General features: G+C 42.5%; 17 protein-coding genes and 1 other RNA gene. 12 read left to right on the forward strand and 6 right to left on the reverse strand.

The window, feature by feature from the left end:
- The first annotated feature begins 415 nt into the window (after positions 1-415).
- Together VEJY3_RS03020 and VEJY3_RS03025 are read left to right on the forward strand one after the other, a co-directional pair.
- Entirely contained in the window at positions 416-1,096 is a 681-nt protein-coding gene (locus tag VEJY3_RS03020) for a sensor histidine kinase (protein WP_014230974.1), read from the forward strand.
- On the forward strand, positions 1,086-1,739 hold the full coding sequence (locus VEJY3_RS03025) for a response regulator transcription factor (protein ID WP_014230975.1): 654 nt from the start codon (positions 1,086-1,088) through the stop codon (positions 1,737-1,739). The genes VEJY3_RS03020 and VEJY3_RS03025 overlap by 11 nt, the downstream gene beginning before the upstream one ends.
- A 221-nt stretch (positions 1,740-1,960) precedes the next feature.
- Here VEJY3_RS03025 and ssrA read toward each other — a convergent pair.
- Together ssrA and smpB are read right to left on the reverse strand one after the other, a co-directional pair.
- Positions 1,961-2,328: a transfer-messenger RNA gene (gene ssrA / locus VEJY3_RS24555) on the reverse strand.
- A gap of 67 nt (positions 2,329-2,395) precedes the next feature.
- The gene (smpB, locus tag VEJY3_RS03030) at positions 2,396-2,881 is read right to left on the reverse strand and encodes an SsrA-binding protein SmpB (protein WP_014230976.1); all 486 of its coding nucleotides are present in this window, start codon (positions 2,879-2,881) and stop codon (positions 2,396-2,398) included.
- Between the two features lie 118 nt (positions 2,882-2,999).
- Here smpB and VEJY3_RS03035 point away from each other — a divergent pair, with 118 nt between their 5' ends.
- Positions 3,000-3,443, forward strand: a complete 444-nt coding sequence (locus VEJY3_RS03035) for an SRPBCC family protein (RefSeq protein ID WP_014230977.1) — start codon at positions 3,000-3,002, stop codon at positions 3,441-3,443.
- Positions 3,433-3,786 (forward strand): RnfH family protein, encoded by a 354-nt coding sequence (locus tag VEJY3_RS03040; protein WP_014230978.1) that lies wholly within the window; start codon positions 3,433-3,435, stop codon positions 3,784-3,786. Before VEJY3_RS03035 ends, VEJY3_RS03040 begins: the two co-directional genes overlap by 11 nt.
- A 62-nt stretch (positions 3,787-3,848) precedes the next feature.
- Here VEJY3_RS03040 and bamE read toward each other — a convergent pair whose 3' ends face one another.
- From bamE to nadK, 3 genes are all read right to left on the reverse strand, one after another.
- Complete coding sequence (gene bamE / locus VEJY3_RS03045) at positions 3,849-4,208, reverse strand: outer membrane protein assembly factor BamE (RefSeq protein WP_014230979.1); 360 nt, start codon at positions 4,206-4,208, stop codon at positions 3,849-3,851.
- A gap of 245 nt (positions 4,209-4,453) precedes the next feature.
- The gene (gene recN, locus VEJY3_RS03050) at positions 4,454-6,118 is read right to left on the reverse strand and encodes a DNA repair protein RecN (RefSeq protein WP_014230980.1); all 1,665 of its coding nucleotides are present in this window, start codon (positions 6,116-6,118) and stop codon (positions 4,454-4,456) included.
- 296 nt (positions 6,119-6,414) lie between these two features.
- The gene (gene nadK / locus VEJY3_RS03055; protein ID WP_014230981.1) at positions 6,415-7,299 is read right to left on the reverse strand and encodes an NAD(+) kinase; all 885 of its coding nucleotides are present in this window, start codon (positions 7,297-7,299) and stop codon (positions 6,415-6,417) included.
- Positions 7,300-7,444: 145 nt separating this feature from the next.
- On the opposite strand from nadK, the gene grpE reads away from it, so the two are divergent.
- The 4 genes from grpE to dnaJ all read left to right on the forward strand — a co-directional run bounded on the left by grpE (position 7,445) and on the right by dnaJ (position 13,342).
- Entirely contained in the window at positions 7,445-8,041 is a 597-nt protein-coding gene (gene grpE, locus VEJY3_RS03060; protein WP_014230982.1) for a nucleotide exchange factor GrpE, read from the forward strand.
- Positions 8,042-8,451: 410 nt separating this feature from the next.
- The gene (locus tag VEJY3_RS03065) at positions 8,452-9,726 is read left to right on the forward strand and encodes a dicarboxylate/amino acid:cation symporter (RefSeq protein WP_014230983.1); all 1,275 of its coding nucleotides are present in this window, start codon (positions 8,452-8,454) and stop codon (positions 9,724-9,726) included.
- A gap of 335 nt (positions 9,727-10,061) precedes the next feature.
- The gene (gene dnaK / locus VEJY3_RS03070) at positions 10,062-11,972 is read left to right on the forward strand and encodes a molecular chaperone DnaK (protein WP_014230984.1); all 1,911 of its coding nucleotides are present in this window, start codon (positions 10,062-10,064) and stop codon (positions 11,970-11,972) included.
- 218 nt (positions 11,973-12,190) lie between these two features.
- A complete protein-coding gene (dnaJ, locus tag VEJY3_RS03075) occupies positions 12,191-13,342 on the forward strand; it encodes a molecular chaperone DnaJ (RefSeq protein ID WP_014230985.1) in 1,152 nt (383 codons plus the stop codon).
- Between the two features lie 66 nt (positions 13,343-13,408).
- Here the strand turns inward: dnaJ and VEJY3_RS03080 are convergent, their stop codons facing one another.
- Positions 13,409-13,843 (reverse strand): type IV pilin protein, encoded by a 435-nt coding sequence (locus VEJY3_RS03080; protein ID WP_041170197.1) that lies wholly within the window; start codon positions 13,841-13,843, stop codon positions 13,409-13,411.
- A 103-nt stretch (positions 13,844-13,946) separates the two neighbouring features.
- On the opposite strand from VEJY3_RS03080, the gene VEJY3_RS03085 reads away from it, so the two are divergent.
- Genes VEJY3_RS03085 through VEJY3_RS03100 form a run of 4 tightly spaced genes read left to right on the forward strand, consistent with a single transcriptional unit; the run spans position 13,947 to position 16,764 of the window.
- Positions 13,947-14,456 carry a GspH/FimT family pseudopilin gene (locus VEJY3_RS03085; RefSeq protein WP_014230987.1) on the forward strand — a complete coding sequence of 170 codons (510 nt, stop codon included), beginning with the start codon at positions 13,947-13,949 and terminating at the stop codon, positions 14,454-14,456.
- On the forward strand, positions 14,437-15,054 hold the full coding sequence (locus tag VEJY3_RS03090) for a PilW family protein (RefSeq protein WP_014230988.1): 618 nt from the start codon (positions 14,437-14,439) through the stop codon (positions 15,052-15,054). Before VEJY3_RS03085 ends, VEJY3_RS03090 begins: the two co-directional genes overlap by 20 nt.
- Positions 15,051-16,364: a hypothetical protein gene (locus tag VEJY3_RS03095; protein ID WP_014230989.1), complete on the forward strand. Its 1,314-nt coding sequence runs from the start codon at positions 15,051-15,053 to the stop codon at positions 16,362-16,364. The genes VEJY3_RS03090 and VEJY3_RS03095 overlap by 4 nt, the downstream gene beginning before the upstream one ends.
- On the forward strand, positions 16,354-16,764 hold the full coding sequence (locus VEJY3_RS03100) for a prepilin-type N-terminal cleavage/methylation domain-containing protein (protein WP_014230990.1): 411 nt from the start codon (positions 16,354-16,356) through the stop codon (positions 16,762-16,764). The genes VEJY3_RS03095 and VEJY3_RS03100 overlap by 11 nt, the downstream gene beginning before the upstream one ends.
- Positions 16,765-17,037 lie beyond the last annotated feature (273 nt).

Consider the following 17,037-nt stretch of genomic DNA (forward strand, 5'->3'; position numbering starts at 1 on the left):
CCCCTCTTTTTATCTGCTTTTTAAGGCTAGAGCTCTTGCTCAGATTTTAATCTACGCAAGTGTTGACCTTGCTTCCATAAAATAGCGATTACCAATTGAAATTTGAGTGTTATAAATATCTATTTTTCTCCCTATAATTAGTTGGAATTATCAAAAATTATTTATTTCAGGGAATAGTAGTTCGATAAAAATAGATTTATCACTACTTATTGCTGTGACAATAATGGTTCTTCTTCTATTTATTTAAGTTGATGTAAAAAAATAATGGTGTTATTCAAATGTTAATCAATGCATTAAAGGATTAATGCATCACTCTATAGATACATATAATTTGTAAGTGTACTAGCGCACTAGTTTAGTAGAGTGTTAAGTTTTTTGCTAGTAAAATGGTTCTATGAATCGGGGTAAGAGCCACATGGATTGTGTAAGTTTTGAAGATCCAGATAGATGGATACGTTTTCTTAATCAAAAATTACAAAACAGTAAGGAGGAAGAAAGAGCAAGTATATCTAGGGAACTGCATGACGATCTCGGGCAGATATTAACCGCTATTCAAATCAACTTACAATTGCACCGGAAGGAGTGTTGTAATCGTAGTGACCGCGTCAATGACTCAATAGAGTTAATTGAAGACATTATAGAGAAAGTTCGCCATAAATCTGCCGAGTTAAGACCCGGTGTTATTAGTGAGCTATGTTTTATTGATGCAATTAAACGTCTTCTTGAAAAAATGTCTATATCTCAAGAGAATAAAATAGATTTTAAATATAGAAATAACTTCCCTGATGTCAGTCAACAATTAAAGGTTGACGTGTTCAGAATAATCCAAGAAGCCGTAAATAATGCAATCCGCCACGCTAAAGCGACCAACATCTTCGTTAATTTAGACTTTGACAGAGAAAAAGTAACAGTATCTATCTCGGATAATGGTAATGGTTTTGAAATAACCAAAATAAAACGCAAAGTAAACACCAACCTACACCTAGGATTGCTGGGTATGGAGGAAAGGGCTGGGCGTCATAACGGAAAAATCCATATCCAATCAGAGTTAAATACTGGAACAAGAATATTGGCGGAATTTAAATATGATCTATAAGAGTAGAGTATTTATTGTTGATGACCATGATATCGTCAGAGCGGGTATATGCAGTATTTTAAACACCTTATCAAGTGTTGAAGTGGTTGGTGAAAGTGGAACGGGGCTCAACTTGATCCCAAATCTGAAAAAGTCTAAACCAGACCTACTTATTCTGGACGTCTCAATTAAAGGGATCAATGGAATAGAGCTGGTTAGCATGATCCGAAAGCACAAGATACCAATTAACATCCTTATGCTATCGATGCATAAAAATATTGAGTATGTTGCAAGATGCTTAAGAAATGGTGCTCAAGGTTATTTACTTAAAGATTCTGCAGTGGAAGAGCTGGAGCTAGCGGTTGGATCCGTTATGAGTGGTGGAAGCTATATCAGCCAAAAAATCGACAAGCCTATGCTGAAGGACTTGCTAGGAAAAACGCAAGATGCAGTACCTTTGGATTTACTGACAAGCAGACAGCGGCAAATACTTCAGCTAATCGTCGAAGGGTATTCCACAAACAAAATAGCTGACGATACATGCATTAGTATCAAAACCGTTGAAACACACAGATCCAACATCATGAAGAAGTTGAATATTAAAGATATTCCGAATCTTGTTCGCTTTGCCATTGAGAACAAACTCTTGGTTCCAACAACGTGAGTACCAGGCTGTGAATCATTCCTCCTAATGCAAAGAGTATGATGCTTTTGGTAATAGGGGGAATGTTAAGAACAACAACGAAAAGGGCGCTACTGAGAGCAACGCTGCCACCCAGTGGATGCAGAGTATTTCGGTAACCCTTTTAGTTCAGTTGGCACAAAACAATAATAAAAAAACAAAAAGGGCGATAACTCTATGAGTTATCGCCCTTTCCAAACGTTTGGTGGAGCTGGGGGGAGTTGAACCCCCGTCCGAAAACCTTTCATCATTGGTACTACATGCTTAGTCGATCTTTAAATTCACCACCCACCTGCGAACCGACACGCTAATGAATGACTATCCTGAATTATAATTCGCCGTTCATCTCTCAGGCGGGAGAATCCGGGCTAGCTAGTTTGGGTTTGACTCTTTGTAATTCCCCGTCTTACAAGCGGAAGCTAGGGCAAAGAGGCTCTGAGCAGGGTATTAAGCTGCTAGTGCGTAGTTTTCGTCGTTTGCGACTATTTTTTTGCGGTTTGTTAACGAGGCCTACCGCACCTCGGCATGCACCTCAGACTTCTGAATTCCCGTCGAATCCTAAATCAGCCCCAAGGTATTGTTCGCATAGTAACAGAAAAGTATTAGCTGTCCAGCACTATGCGTTTAAGTGGTCAAGATTAACGCAGTGAACTCTTCATTACGCGCGCTTTTTCTCTTGCCCAATCTTTTTCTTTTAAATCCGTACGTTTATCGTGCAGCTTTTTACCTTTTGCTACGCCGATTTTTAGTTTCACCCAAGAGCGAGACCAGTACAGAGAGAGTGCCGTTAACGTCATACCTTCACGGTTAACACGTCCGAGTAGGTTATCAAGTTCGCGACGACTCATGAGTAGTTTACGCACACGAGTAGGGTTCGCCACTACGTGTGTCGATGCCTGATTCAAAGGAGTGATTGTCATGCCACTCACAAAGGCTTCACCGTCACGCATAAATACGTAACTTTCAGAAATATTGGCTTTACCTTGGCGAAGGGCTTTCACTTCCCAACCTTGGAGCTCCATGCCAGCTTCGATTTCATCTTCGATAAAATATTCGTGGCGAGCTTTTTTGTTCAGCGCGATAGTGTTACTACCCGCTTTTTGTTTTGATTTTTTCTTTGCCATAATGGCGTCATTATACGGCTTGGATATCGGTTAGGAAATCCTTTTATTTGCGCAATCGCGGAATAAAAGTAAAATTGGGGCTCGCTTTTCATCTGGACATGTATCGATAGGAGTAAGTATGAAGCAAATCAGCCGTTCTGCGTTGGTGTCGTTTAGTGCAGAGCAGATGTTTGATCTGGTCAATGATGTTGCTAAGTACCCAGAGTTTCTGCCTGGTTGTTCAGGTTCCAGAATCATTGACGCTTCTGGCGATGGTATGGTGGCTTCTGTGGATGTCGCGAAAGCTGGGATCAGTAAAACCTTTACCACGTCTAATGAACTTATTCCTGGTCAGTCCATTATGATGAATCTGGTCGATGGTCCTTTTAAGACGCTACGTGGTGGCTGGTTTTTTACTGCACTAGATGAGCAAGCATGTAAGGTTGAACTTAAGCTTGAATTTGAATTCTCTAGTAAAATGATTGAAATGGCCTTTGGTAAGATTTTTAATGAGTTAACCAGTAACATGGTCAATGCTTTTACAAAACGCGCGAAACAGGTATACGAGTGTTATGAGTATTGAATCAGACATGATTCATGTTGAGGTCGTTTACGCCTTACCGCATGAGCAACGTGTGTTCAATTTAGTTGTGAACAAACACGAAACGGTGGAAGAGATTATTAGTCAATCTGGCGTACTTGAGTTGTACCCCGAGATTGATTTATCGAAGAATAAAGTTGGTGTCTTTAGCCGCAATGTAAAATTGGATGCCACTGTACGCGACAGAGACCGTATAGAGATTTATCGTCCGCTTCTCGCCGATCCCAAAGAGATTCGCCGTAAACGTGCTGAACAAGCTAAAGCCGCAGGTAATGCTGATCCCGTTACAGGTGGCAAGCCTAACGCTATGCGTAAAAGCGATTAACTTGTAAATGCCAAACATTAAAAAACCTCCCAGATGGGAGGTTTTTTTGTATAAAGGTTTTGTTATTGAATTTGCTCGTAAAACGCGTCACTTTTCGGGAAGTCGCCAGCAATATCAGCAAGTGTGCCTTGATCATCAAAATTAACAACAAGGTCTTTTTGCACTGGATCGCCATGGCCCGGAGTATGGTGGTATATGTAATACCATGTGTTTGGATAGCCGTTTTCGATAAGCATTGGTGAGCCAAGTACGAAGCGAACTTGTGCTTTAGTCATCCCAAACTTTAATTTATCTACCGCACTTTGTTCTACATAGTTGCCTTGGTTGATATCAATGCGATAAACCAGTTTTTCTACTACCGAACATCCTGTAAGCAATGTCATTGCTAATGGTACGGCAACTAACCACTTCTTTAATTGCATAATAATTTCTTACTAACCTTTAAAATACTGCGCTGATAATAAACAAGCTCGACGCAGATGTAAAAAGCTATGCGTCGTATGGTAGGGAATCTGACAACGAATTTTGAGTTGAGTTGCATTTATTGGCAGATATTCATTTGTGTCTATTCTGACAGATAATTTGAATGCAAGACCAAAACGTCGTTCAAAGTGAGTAGAAAACAAAAAGCCATGGATGTTTTCTCCATGGCTCCAGGGAATGTTTTTTAAGCGGCGATAAGTAGCTCTTTAGCATTTGCAAGGGTCGAGTCGGTGATCTGGCTGCCACCTAGCAGACGGGCTAATTCTGCCACGCGTTGTTGCTCATCCAGAGCGTGCATCTGGGTTTCCGTCTGACCTTTTTTAGTCTGCTTTGCTACAAACATTTGCTGATGTCCACAGCCTGCCACTTGAGGAAGGTGAGTGACACACAGTACCTGAGTTGACTCTCCCAACTTACGTAGCATTTTACCTACTACGGCGGCGGTCGGGCCACTGATACCTACATCGACTTCATCGAAGATGAGGCTTGGAGTATCGACTTTCTGAGCGGTGATAACCTGAATCGCTAACGATATGCGCGATAGCTCACCACCGGACGCGACTTTAGCAATAGGTTGCAGTGGCTGGCCCGGGTTTGTTGAAACTAGGAAACAAACGCTGTCCATACCCAATGGAGAAGGATGGGCATTATCGTTATTGACTGCAATGCTGAACACGGCTTTTTCCATGCTTAGTTCGTGCATGCTTTGGCTAATTAGTTTATTCAGTTCTTTGGCGTAACGACTGCGTGATTTATGTAACTTTTCCGCTGCAGTTAAGAAGCTTTGATACTTTTGTTCCACTTCCTGTGCGAGTTCATCCAATCTTTCATCAGAACAATCTAAGGCTTCTATTTGGGCCAGAAGGTCTTGATGATGCTGGTAAAGTTCCTCTGGCATAACATGATGTTTACGTGCCATAGACATGACTTTGGAGAAACGTTCTTCCACATAAGCCATGCGACCCGGATCGACATCAATGCCGTCAAGGTAGCTGCGGAGTTCGTTTTTGGTTTCCTCCAACTGAATCATGGCTTCTGCCAGCATATTTGGCAGTTCTGCTAATTTTTCATCTAACTCAGCTAATTGAATCAGGGAGTGATTGGCCGATTGCAAAATACCAAGCGCATTGACTTCTTCACCTTCGTAAATAAGTTCGATGGCTTGCTGACAGGTAGCAGCGAGTTCACCGCTATTGGACAGTCGTTTGTGCTCTTGTTCGAGTTCTGCAAATTCTTCTTCACCTAGCGATAACTCATTCAGTTCTTTGATTTGGTATTCAAGCAACTGCTTTTGTGCCTGATTCTGTTGGCTGTTTTCCTTTAGTTGCTTGAGGTTGTTGTCTGCCTGACGCCAGTGCTGATAGGCACTGCGAGTACTTTTTAGTAGATTAAGGTGACCCGCATATTGATCCAGCATGGCCATTTGATGATCACTTTTCATCAACTGGTGATGGGCATGTTGACCATGAATATTGATCAGAAGCTGTCCGAGAGATTTGAGTTGTGAAAGTGGTACCGGACTGCCATTAATGAAGGCTCTTGAACGGCCTTCTTTTGTAATGATGCGACGTAAAATACACTCACTGCCATCGAGCAGATCATTATCTTCTAGCCAACGCGTTGCATGTAAGTTGTTATCCAGTAAAAAAGCGGCACTCACTTCGGTTTTTTCTTCACCTTGTCGAACCATGCCTGCATCAGCACGCCCACCTAAGCAGAGACCGAGCGCATCAATAGCAATAGATTTACCCGCACCTGTCTCACCCGTAATGGTGGTCATGCCCTTAGACAGCTCGAGTTGTAAAGACTTAACAATCGCAAAATTATTAACACTTAGATGAGCCAGCATTTTTATTTACCTGTATAACTGAACAATACTGTATAAGAAAACAGTATATACTGTTTGTTCATACAGTAAAGGTGGTCTTTAAATTTTTTGTTGGTGAAATGGATTTTTGTGATGGATTAGGAAAAACGAGTCTATGAGAGGCAACGACTTATTTAAATTGAAAGAGTTAGGGGGATATTGAATAAAAGGACTTAGGAAGATAGGCGACGGTAATTAGGAGGTTTTAAAGCTTTCTAACTACAGAGATTAAAACGCAGGTATGTGGATACCTGCGTTGGTAAATAGAATAACAGGGGTTAAAAGAGCTTGCTCGACCAGCCTAGTTTGTTTCTCAGAACGTGGTAGTAACTGTAGTCTTTTGGATGAACAAGTTTGAGCACATTCGGGCTCTGGTAAATGTGGATCTCGTCGCCCGGAGAAACAGGCAAAGATACCTGGCCATCACAACTGACTTCTTGCGTGCCACGGTTTTCTGGAGATACCAGCAATTTGATACGGCGGTTACCATCGACGACTAAAGGTCGGCTGGAAAGTGTGTGAGGGAACATCGGTACCAAAGAAATCGCGTTCAAGCTTGGTGAAAGAATTGGACCTCCACCAGAAAGCGAGTAGGCGGTAGAACCTGTCGGAGTCGATACGATCAAACCATCTGCACGCAATGAAAAAGCGAAGCTTTCATCGATATAAACTTCAAACTCAATCATATGTGCGATTTGGCCAGGGTGGAGTACAGCTTCGTTTAAAGCGGCGTTGTGACTTTTAATTTGGCCATGTCGATGCACTTCAGCTTCAAGTAGAAAGCGCTCTTCTTCAATATACTCACCGTCCAGTACAGCTTTAAGAGCGGCTTGGAAATCGTCTGGGTTTAAATCCGTCAGAAAGCCTAAGTTACCTCTGTTGACTCCAATTACGGGAACGTCAAAACGAGATAAAATTCGTGCGGCTCCGAGCATATTACCGTCACCACCGACCACAATCGCCAGATCTGCGTTTTGTCCTAGCTCAACTAAGCTCGCAAACTGCTTTGGCGGGATCTCGTCTAAAATTGCAGTAAGACGATCGTCAATAAATACTTGGTAACCTTCTGATGTCAGCCATTGGTACAGCTCACTATGAGTCTGAATAGCTTGTTGATCTCTAGGTTTACCGATAATCGCGATCACGTTACATGGATTTTTCATAGCATTTCCGCATTAAAGAGGCTTGAATCAGGAATCTTCATCCCCATAATAATGGCAAGTTACCTAAATATGCGAATTTTTATGTGTTTAAAGCCCGCAAAAAACGCATGGCTTGAAGGGCATTACGTTGAATTCTGGAGATATCATGAGCAACGAAGAAAACAAAGTTACAGAAGAAGAGCTTGATCAAATCATCGAAGAGGCTGAGAAAGTGGAAGCAGCAGCTCAGGAAGCTGAAGCGGATCTGGAAGAAGTTGGTGACGAGAAAGACGCTAAAATTGCTCAACTAGAAGCAGCACTACTGTCTAGCGAGACAAAAGTGAAAGATCAGCAAGACGCGGTTCTGCGTGCAAAAGCTGATGTCGAGAACATGCGTCGTCGTACTGAGCAAGAGATCGATAAAGCGCGTAAATACGCTCTGAACAAGTTCGCAGAGGAACTGCTTCCTGTTATTGACAACTTAGAGCGTGCAATTCAGGCGGCAGATACAGAAAATGAAGTCATTAAGCCGATCCTTGAAGGTGTGGAACTGACTCACAAAACCTTCGTTGATGTGGTTTCTAAATTTGGCCTGAAGGAAATTAATCCAGAAGGCGAGGCATTCAACCCTGAATTCCATCAGGCTATGTCTATCCAAGAGAGCCCGGATCACGAATCAAACACGGTTATGTTCGTTATGCAAAAAGGCTACGAACTAAACGGCCGTGTTGTTCGTCCAGCAATGGTTATGGTTGCTAAGTAAGCTTTACTACCGCTGAAAACAATTTGAAAATGCCCATCACATTGGTGATGGGCATTTTTTATTCCATCAATTGCACTGTTTTATTTTTCCCCCTAGAAATTGAAAGTTGATCTTCTTCAAATATTCTCTTATTGGGGATTATTTTTCTTATAGTAAAAATTTGTTCAGTTTTTATTCTATGTTTCGAACTCAAGCTTCATAACTTCCTGTAATTACTTACTTTGTGAAAGCTTGTGCTGGATGTTGGGGAGATAACTAGTGAATTTTGCTGATATTCAGTGTTAACAAATTTGTAAACTTTCTCTTTATTTTGTAACTTCTCTGTGTATGATTTGCGACGAATGCTTTAAAAGTAAGCATATATAACTACAAAAGCGTTAATAGCAAACACAACATATCGGAGATTTACGATGGATAAATCGCTTTCTAGTAAGATTTTTGTCGGCTTGTTTGCCGGCCTCATTTTGGGAACTGCAATCCAATACTTATTTAACGGTGTTGCGATTTTTGACACTTACTTACTTGGTACGGCAGAAGGTGTGGGCGGCATGTTCGTCTCGCTGATTAAATTGTTAGTTGTTCCTTTGGTTTATGTCTCAATCGTATGTGGCATTGTTGATCTTAAAGATATCAGCGCGTTTGGTCGCCTTGGTGGTAAAACCTTTGCGCTTTATATCGTTAACACAATTATTGCAATTACAGCTGCTTTGACAGTCGGCCTTATTTTCCAACCAGGTGCAGGTGCTAATTTAGCCGGTACCGTTGCTGAAACCGTTAAACTGACCACAACTGAAACGCCAGATATCTTTTCTCTAGTAGTTAACATTGTTCCTAGCAATCCAGTTCAGGCATTTGCTAATGGCGACATGCTACAAATCATTTTTATGGCAATTCTGACTGGTTTGGCGATTCAAGCTTTGGATTCTCGTGGTGGTCCTGCTATCCGTACCTTTAAGATGGCTAATGAGATCATGATGAAGCTGGTTGGGTTGGTGATGAGCCTTGCGCCTTACGGTGTATTCGCGCTGATGATTCAATTAGGTGCGACTCTGGATGCAAACACGCTAATGTCCGTTGCAGGTTATGTTGCTTTGGTTGTGACTATGCTTGTGTTCTGGATTTTCGTTTTCTATCCAATGGCGGTAGGTCTTGCTACAGGCACGTCTCCGAAGACATTTCTTCGTGCGACTCGCGAGCAGATTCTATTTTCTCTATCCACGGCAAGCTCAAACGCGACCATTCCTGTAACGATGCGTACTCTGACAGACAAGCTACAGGTGTCTAAATCTGTTGCTGGTTTTGGTGTGCCACTAGGCGCGACCATGAACATGTCTGGTGTGTCTATTTATATTGCTCTGGCTACATTGTTTGTCGCGAACGCTTTTGGCCAGCCAATTAATACTTCGGACATTTTCACCTTAGGCTTGACGATTCTTCTGTTATCGATTGGTGCGGGTGGTGTTCCTGGAGGTGGTGTTGTGATGGTTGGTGTTCTGCTTCACCAACTCGGTTTACCACCAGAAGGTCTGGCAATTATTGCCGCAGTTGACCGTATCAATGACATGTTCTGTACCTCATCAAACGTGGTGGGTGATACCGCAGTCAACACTATTGTTGCAAAAACAGAAGGTGAGATTGGTAAAGAGGAGAGCGTTGATGCTGAGCCAGTACAGGCAAATGCATAGCAACGTTACCCAATAAAAAAAGAAAGCGAGCTATTAGGGCTCGCTTTCTTGTTTTCTGGGCCATGAATGCCCATTTTCTCTTGGTTAGTGTTGCTTTATTGAACGACAGTGATGTGACCTAATCCTAACTAATCAGAAAGAAAGCGATTAAATCAGAAAAAAAACGCTTTTTTTTAATTCTGCCCTTGAAAAGCATTTTACCGCCCTTATCTATGTGGCATAGAGAAGCAAACATTGATTATTTTTGTTTGTGAGCAAGGGTTGAAACCCGATTCTCCTCCCCCCACATTGGGGTTATAACCAAACGAAAATAGAATTTATTCGGAGATAGCCAGATGGGTAAAATCATTGGTATTGACTTAGGTACTACTAACTCATGTGTTGCTGTATTAGACGGCGACAAACCTCGTGTAATTGAAAACGCAGAGGGTGAACGTACTACTGCATCGGTTATTGCTTACACTGATGGTGAGACACTAGTAGGTCAGCCAGCAAAACGTCAAGCAGTAACTAACCCTGAAAACACGCTATTTGCAATTAAGCGTCTAATCGGTCGTCGTTTTGAAGACGAAGAAGTTCAGCGTGACATCGAAATCATGCCTTACAAAATCGTTAAGGCTGACAACGGTGACGCTTGGGTAGAAGCGAAAGGCCAAAAAATGGCTGCTCCTCAGGTTTCTGCTGAAGTTCTTAAGAAAATGAAGAAAACTGCTGAAGACTTCCTAGGTGAGGAAGTAACTGGCGCAGTTATCACAGTACCTGCTTACTTCAACGATGCTCAGCGTCAAGCAACAAAAGATGCTGGCCGTATCGCAGGTCTAGAAGTTAAACGTATCATCAACGAACCAACTGCAGCAGCGCTAGCTTACGGTCTAGACAAGAAAGGCGGTGACCGCACTATCGCTGTTTACGACCTTGGTGGTGGTACATTCGATATCTCAATCATCGAAATCGATGAAGTTGAAGGCGAGAAAACTTTCGAAGTTCTAGCAACTAACGGTGACACTCACCTAGGTGGTGAAGACTTTGATAACCGTCTGATCAACTACTTGGTTGACGAGTTCAACAAAGAGCAAGGTATCAACCTTAAGAACGATCCACTAGCAATGCAGCGTGTTAAAGAAGCAGCAGAAAAAGCGAAAATCGAGCTTTCTTCTACTACTCAAACTGACGTAAACCTACCTTACGTTACTGCAGATGCGACTGGTCCTAAGCACATGAACATCAAAGTAACTCGTGCGAAACTAGAATCTCTAGTTGAAGACCTAGTACAACGTTCTCTTGAGCCTCTAAAAGTAGCTCTAGCTGACGCTGACCTATCAGTAAGCGAAATCACTGATGTAATCCTAGTTGGTGGTCAGACTCGTATGCCTATGGTTCAAGCGAAAGTGGCTGAGTTCTTTGGTAAAGAAGCTCGCCGTGACGTGAACCCTGATGAAGCAGTAGCGATGGGTGCTGCAGTTCAAGGTGGTGTACTTGCAGGTGACGTTAAAGACGTACTGCTTCTAGACGTAACTCCACTGTCTCTAGGTATCGAGACAATGGGTGGCGTAATGACTAAGCTAGTTGAGAAGAACACAACTATCCCAACTAAAGCGAACCAAGTTTTCTCTACAGCAGAAGACAACCAGAGCGCGGTAACTATCCACGTTCTACAAGGTGAGCGTAAGCAAGCGATGTACAACAAGTCTCTAGGTCAATTCAACCTAGAAGGCATCCAGCCTGCACCACGTGGCATGCCACAAATCGAAGTAACTTTCGACCTTGATGCGGACGGTATCCTACACGTATCAGCGAAAGACAAGCAGACTGGTAAAGAGCAGAAGATCACTATCCAGGCTTCTGGCGGTCTAAGCGACGAAGACATCGAGAAAATGGTACAAGAAGCAGAAGCTAACAAAGAAGCGGACAAAAAGTTCGAAGAGCTAGCAACTGCACGTAACCAAGCAGACCAAATGATTCACGGTACTCGTAAGCAAGTGGAAGAAGCGGGTGAAGCACTTCCAGCTGAAGAGAAAGAGAAGATTGAAGCTGCAATTTCTGAGCTAGAAGAAGCGCGTAAAGGCGAAGATAAAGAAGCTATCGACGCTAAAGTTCAAGCGCTAATGACTGCTGCTCAAAAACTGATGGAAATCGCTCAGCAACAAGCTCAAGCACAACAAGGTGCTGAAGCTGGCGCTCAAAAGTCTGCAGATGACGATGTTGTAGATGCAGAGTTCGAAGAAGTTAAAGACGATAAGAAGTAATTCAACATTAGGGTAATTTGATACTTTGGTAGAAAATTACCCCTGTTGGAAACACTTATTGGAATCTTTGCGGGCGTTTGAGGTGACTCTAACGCCCGCATGTTTGTAAATAGCCCAGTCTTTCTAGCTAAGCGCTTTTCAGAGAAAGCTTTTATCTAAAACGATATTAACACCAAGCGGCAGCGGCCGTTTGCAGTACTACATTGGTGACGAAGAACATGTCAAAACGTGATTTTTACGAAGTATTAGGCGTAAGCCGTGATGCATCAGAACGTGATATCAAAAAGGCGTATAAGCGTCTTGCAATGAAATTCCACCCAGACCGTAACCAGGGTGATGATTCTGCTGCGGATAAGTTTAAAGAAGTAAAAGAAGCGTACGAAATTCTCACTGATCCTCAGAAGAAAGCGGCTTACGACCAGTACGGCCATGCTGCTTTTGAACAAGGCGGCGGCGGTTTCGGTGGTGGCGGCTTTGGTGGCGGCGGTGCTGATTTCGGCGACATCTTTGGCGATGTATTCGGTGATATCTTTGGTGGCGGTCGCCGTGGTGGTGGCGGTGGTCATCGTGCACAACGTGGTGCTGACCTTCGTTACAACATGGAACTGACTCTAGAAGAAGCCGTTCGCGGTGTAACAAAAGAAATCGAAGTTCCAACACTGGTTCACTGTGATACTTGTGATGGTAGCGGCGCGAAAAAAGGTACGTCAGCTGAAACCTGTGGTACTTGTCATGGCCACGGCCAAGTACAAATGCGTCAAGGTTTCTTCGCGGTTCAGCAAACCTGTCCAACCTGTCATGGTAAAGGTAAGATCATCAAAGACCCTTGTAACGAGTGTCATGGTCAGGGCCGCAAACAGAAAACCAAAACTCTTAACGTTAAGATCCCTGCCGGTGTGGATACAGGCGATCGCATTCGTCTGTCTGGCGAAGGTGAAGCGGGAGAAATGGGCGCACCAGCAGGTGACCTATATGTTCAGGTACACGTAAAAGACCACCATATTTTTGAGCGCGACGGCAACAATCTATACTGTGAAGTACCAGTAAGTTTTGCCATGGCAGCACTAGGTGGTGAAGTAGAAGTACCAACATTGGATGGCCGAGTTAGCCTGAAAGTACCATCAGAAACGCAAACTGGCCGTATGTTCCGTATGCGCGGTAAAGGTGTGAAAGGTGTTCGTGGCGGCGGTATCGGTGATCTCATCGTTAAGTTGGTTGTAGAAACTCCGGTGAACCTAAGTTCACGTCAGAAAGAGTTGCTAAAAGAGTTTGAAGAATCTTGTGGTGGCGAAGCGGCGACAAAACACAAGCCTAAGTCAGAAGGTTTCTTCAATGGCGTTAAAAAGTTCTTCGATGACCTGACGAGCTAAAGCGACACACAATTCAAAATCACAAAGGCCTGCAGAGATGCAGGCCTTTTTGTTTTTAGACGACGCTCAGTTCCAGCATGTACTTGGTGACTCAACATTGGTTGCAGTAAGTTTGAGTGCATTGACTCCTGAGGGGAAGCAACTGTCCTTATCTTGGCCAAGATCGGATTTCGCTGTTGCCGTGATGGTATAAGCCGTGGTTGCGGAACTCACGATAGAAAAAGTAAAGCGATCGTTTGCAGAATCACAGATGGAGCAATTGCCTCCCGAAATAATAGAGCTCCAGTCATACCCTCCATCGTAAGAGGTTTCCAAAGCCAGTTGGATACGGCTGATATCGCTCAGTGCCACCGTTCGGTGCGACTTAATGACATGATTTGTGTACGAGGGATAAGCGATAGCAGAAATGATCCCGACAATCACGACGGCTATCAGTAATTCGATCAATGTCATCCCGCTTAATCTTATTTTGTTTCTGTTACAACAATATATTCGAATCATTACGAGTAGTTCCCTTTTCACTTTTACGGCTATTTTTCGCAGGTGATAGCATCTGTGCAAGATGAATTACAGTTGACTAGATGTTTGCATAGGAATTTGGGAAATGCCTCGCGGGTTTACGTTATTGGAGCTACTTATTACGGTATCGGTGCTGAGTATTTTATTGGCAGTTGCGGCACCAAGATTTAGTCGTGTTTCACAAACAGTACAGATGCAAGGCCTTGCAACAGAACTCTTTGGTTTTCTGAATCAAAGTAGGTCAGAAGCGGTAATGAGAAATAAAAAGTTGTATGTACATTTTTCGATGGATAAAGGTAACACCATTAATAAAGGAAATTGGTCACTTAACTTGACGGATTCCTCCGTTGCTGGCGGAACGAGCATTTTACATTTATCCGGTTCACCTTATTCAGAGCTATCGATAAATCATAACTATGACGCGAAATATATAAGCTTTGAAGAAGTAAGAGGACGGCCGAACTCTGGGAATATAGAGTTCTTTTCGACTAACAATCAGAATTCCAAACTGAAAATCAAACTCTCTAACCCTCCTGGGCGTATCAAAATTTGCAGTCATTCTGGAGCAAAATTATATGACTACCCAAAATGTTAGTAAGCGCTATCAAGGTGGTAGTTCTTTGATCGAAATAATGATCAGTTCTTTAATTGGTTTAATTCTATTAGGTGTGATTGGCTCGGTCTTTCTTAGCTTGCAAAAAACAGCAAGAGATAAAAGTTTGGAATTGCATCTCCTACAGGGGATTAACCTTACTTTTGCAATGATGAAAGAAGATATTCAACGAGCGGGTTACGATGGCGGAAACGGCAATTCGCTCAAGGTATCTGGCTCTATAAATACAATAACGTTGAGCGGCGCTTCTTCTGTTGGTTTTGTTTATTTCAAACAAGGCTCTCCGGATAACAAAGACTATCGAAATGTTAAGTATGAGAAGCGCGATACTCGACTTTTAATATGCGAAAAAGGTGTGGTTTCACAAGCTCAAATATTAACTTTTGATGGTATAGATTTTTGTCGATCTTTATTTGATGAAGATATTTTGCACGTCACTCAATTTTCAGTGAGTTCAGGAACCGTTACGAATGGAAAAACGACAAGTGCATTAACCGACATCCAATTAGGTTTACAAACGGTTGATGGCTCTTTTAGCAAAGTGGAAACAGTCTCAATTAAGCAAAGGAACTGGCAATGAAATTTAAGTCTAATCAATCAGGCTATGTCGCACTGCTGGTGACTTCCATTCTTTTGCTGCTTGCTTTGATTGTGGTTCTTGCTTCATCAAAAGGTATCTTTTTTCAAATCAAAGTTGCTCAGAATGAGTTAAGAGCTCGACAGGCACATTGGAAAGCTGAGGGTGGGCTGGAATGTGCATTTTCTAAAGCTAAACTAGAGAAAAAGATACCCGCCACGGTAGATGATTGTAAAACTGCAATGGAACTCAATGGATTAACTTTTTCTGCTGGAGAATTTAGTGTCGTTACTTCTGAATTAGAAAACGCAAGGCTTCGGAAAACCATCAAGTTTCCAGCTGTTGGCGGGGCTGGGGCTATAAAATCTACTTCTGATCTTGTTATTAATGGTGCCTATACGAGTTCTGCTGATCCCGGAAAAAGTCTCGGAAATAATTTATGGGAATGCACGTCGGTTCTCTACTCCAATTATTTCTATGCTACAAGCGTGAGCACACGTCATCCCCATCAAATATCGCAAAAACCTTACGCAAAATTTCCAGATAGCAATCCTGGACAATTGCAAGAATGTGCAACAACTCATTACAGTTGGGCAAAGAGTGTTGCTAACTCTGAAGATGACTATCGACAATCTTCAAGCATGGATCCTTTTAAGGACGTATTTGATGTGCCACGAAGCGAATGGTTTGATGTGATGTCTGACAACTCGCTGTTTGGTTATGTGCCACTCTCATTAAACCCTGCCTCTTTGGACTCTGAGAAAGATTTACCTAAGCCTAGTTTCAACGATAAGTGTGCGGAAAATATCGTAGACAACATTAAAACCGGAAAAGATCTGGTTTGGGTCTACGGTGGATGTGAAATAGATACGGCGGGATTTTCCAGCATCAAATCTGCTATTGATAAACACTTAAGTGGTAGTGGCATTATTTTAGTCGTTCAAGACGGGATTTTATCTACGAGAGGAACTCAGGACTTTACTGGCATGCTCTATCACTTTATTTCCCCCCTATATGCTGATCCGAAGGGGGTTGTTCCGGACTTTGTTGGTTGGGATAAACTTGAGAACCATAAAGATTTAAAAGGGGTGATTTCTGCACTTGCTGCTACCGTACCAATGACAAAAGAAAGAGTCGGCTACTTCCAACATGGCTCTTTTAACCCTCTAGGAGGTTTTGTAATGGATGCACCTGGCACTTTCGCTCTTTTCAACGCCGCATTAGATTTTCAGTACAATCGTGATGTGATTGATGAACCATTGAAAAAGATCAAAAAAGTATATTGGAAAAAAGGCTCCTGGAATGATATCTAAACAGCAAGGATTTAGTTTACTCGAAGTCTTGATTGCTTTTCTGCTTCTCGGAGTAGGAGCATTAGGTTTAACAAAGCTAAATGTGTACTTAGAGCGTGAATCGGACTATGCGATTCAAAGTATCGAGGCTCTTCGTTTGGCCGAAAACAAACTCGAATGGTTCCGCACCCGAGGTGCATCTTCTGCCGTTTCTGTAATATCCATCGCCGATTTCGATTCTATCGCGACTGGCTCTTCAATTTCAGGCGCTTACAATCTTCAATGGCAGGTGCCTCCCGCAACAATCTCTGGGTCGCTTAAAACGATTACTGTTACTTCAAGCTGGGAAGACAGGATGGGGCAGACCCAGTCTGTTCAGTTGAAAACGATGATCTCTCGTTATAGTGAATTTGATAAATAACGCTTCTCCAGTGCGTCATCATCGCTTTAAAAAGCATCGTCGCTTTTTTCCTACGTCCTTTTCAGGTTTATTTCCATCAGTTAATGGAGGGTTTTAGAACTGTTAACGTGAATGATGTGCTGCTGTTTTTATTATGTTTCATCCGGTTGCCATTTTTGCAAAATGTGTCTCCAAATATGAAAAAATACTAGCATCTTATACTTTTTATCTTGGTTTTAACTAGAATACTTGGCTGAAAACAGGCCGCAATAAATTATTCCAAAAGGCCATAGC

Source organism: Vibrio sp. EJY3 (assembly GCF_000241385.1).
Taxonomy (GTDB): domain Bacteria; phylum Pseudomonadota; class Gammaproteobacteria; order Enterobacterales; family Vibrionaceae; genus Vibrio; species Vibrio natriegens.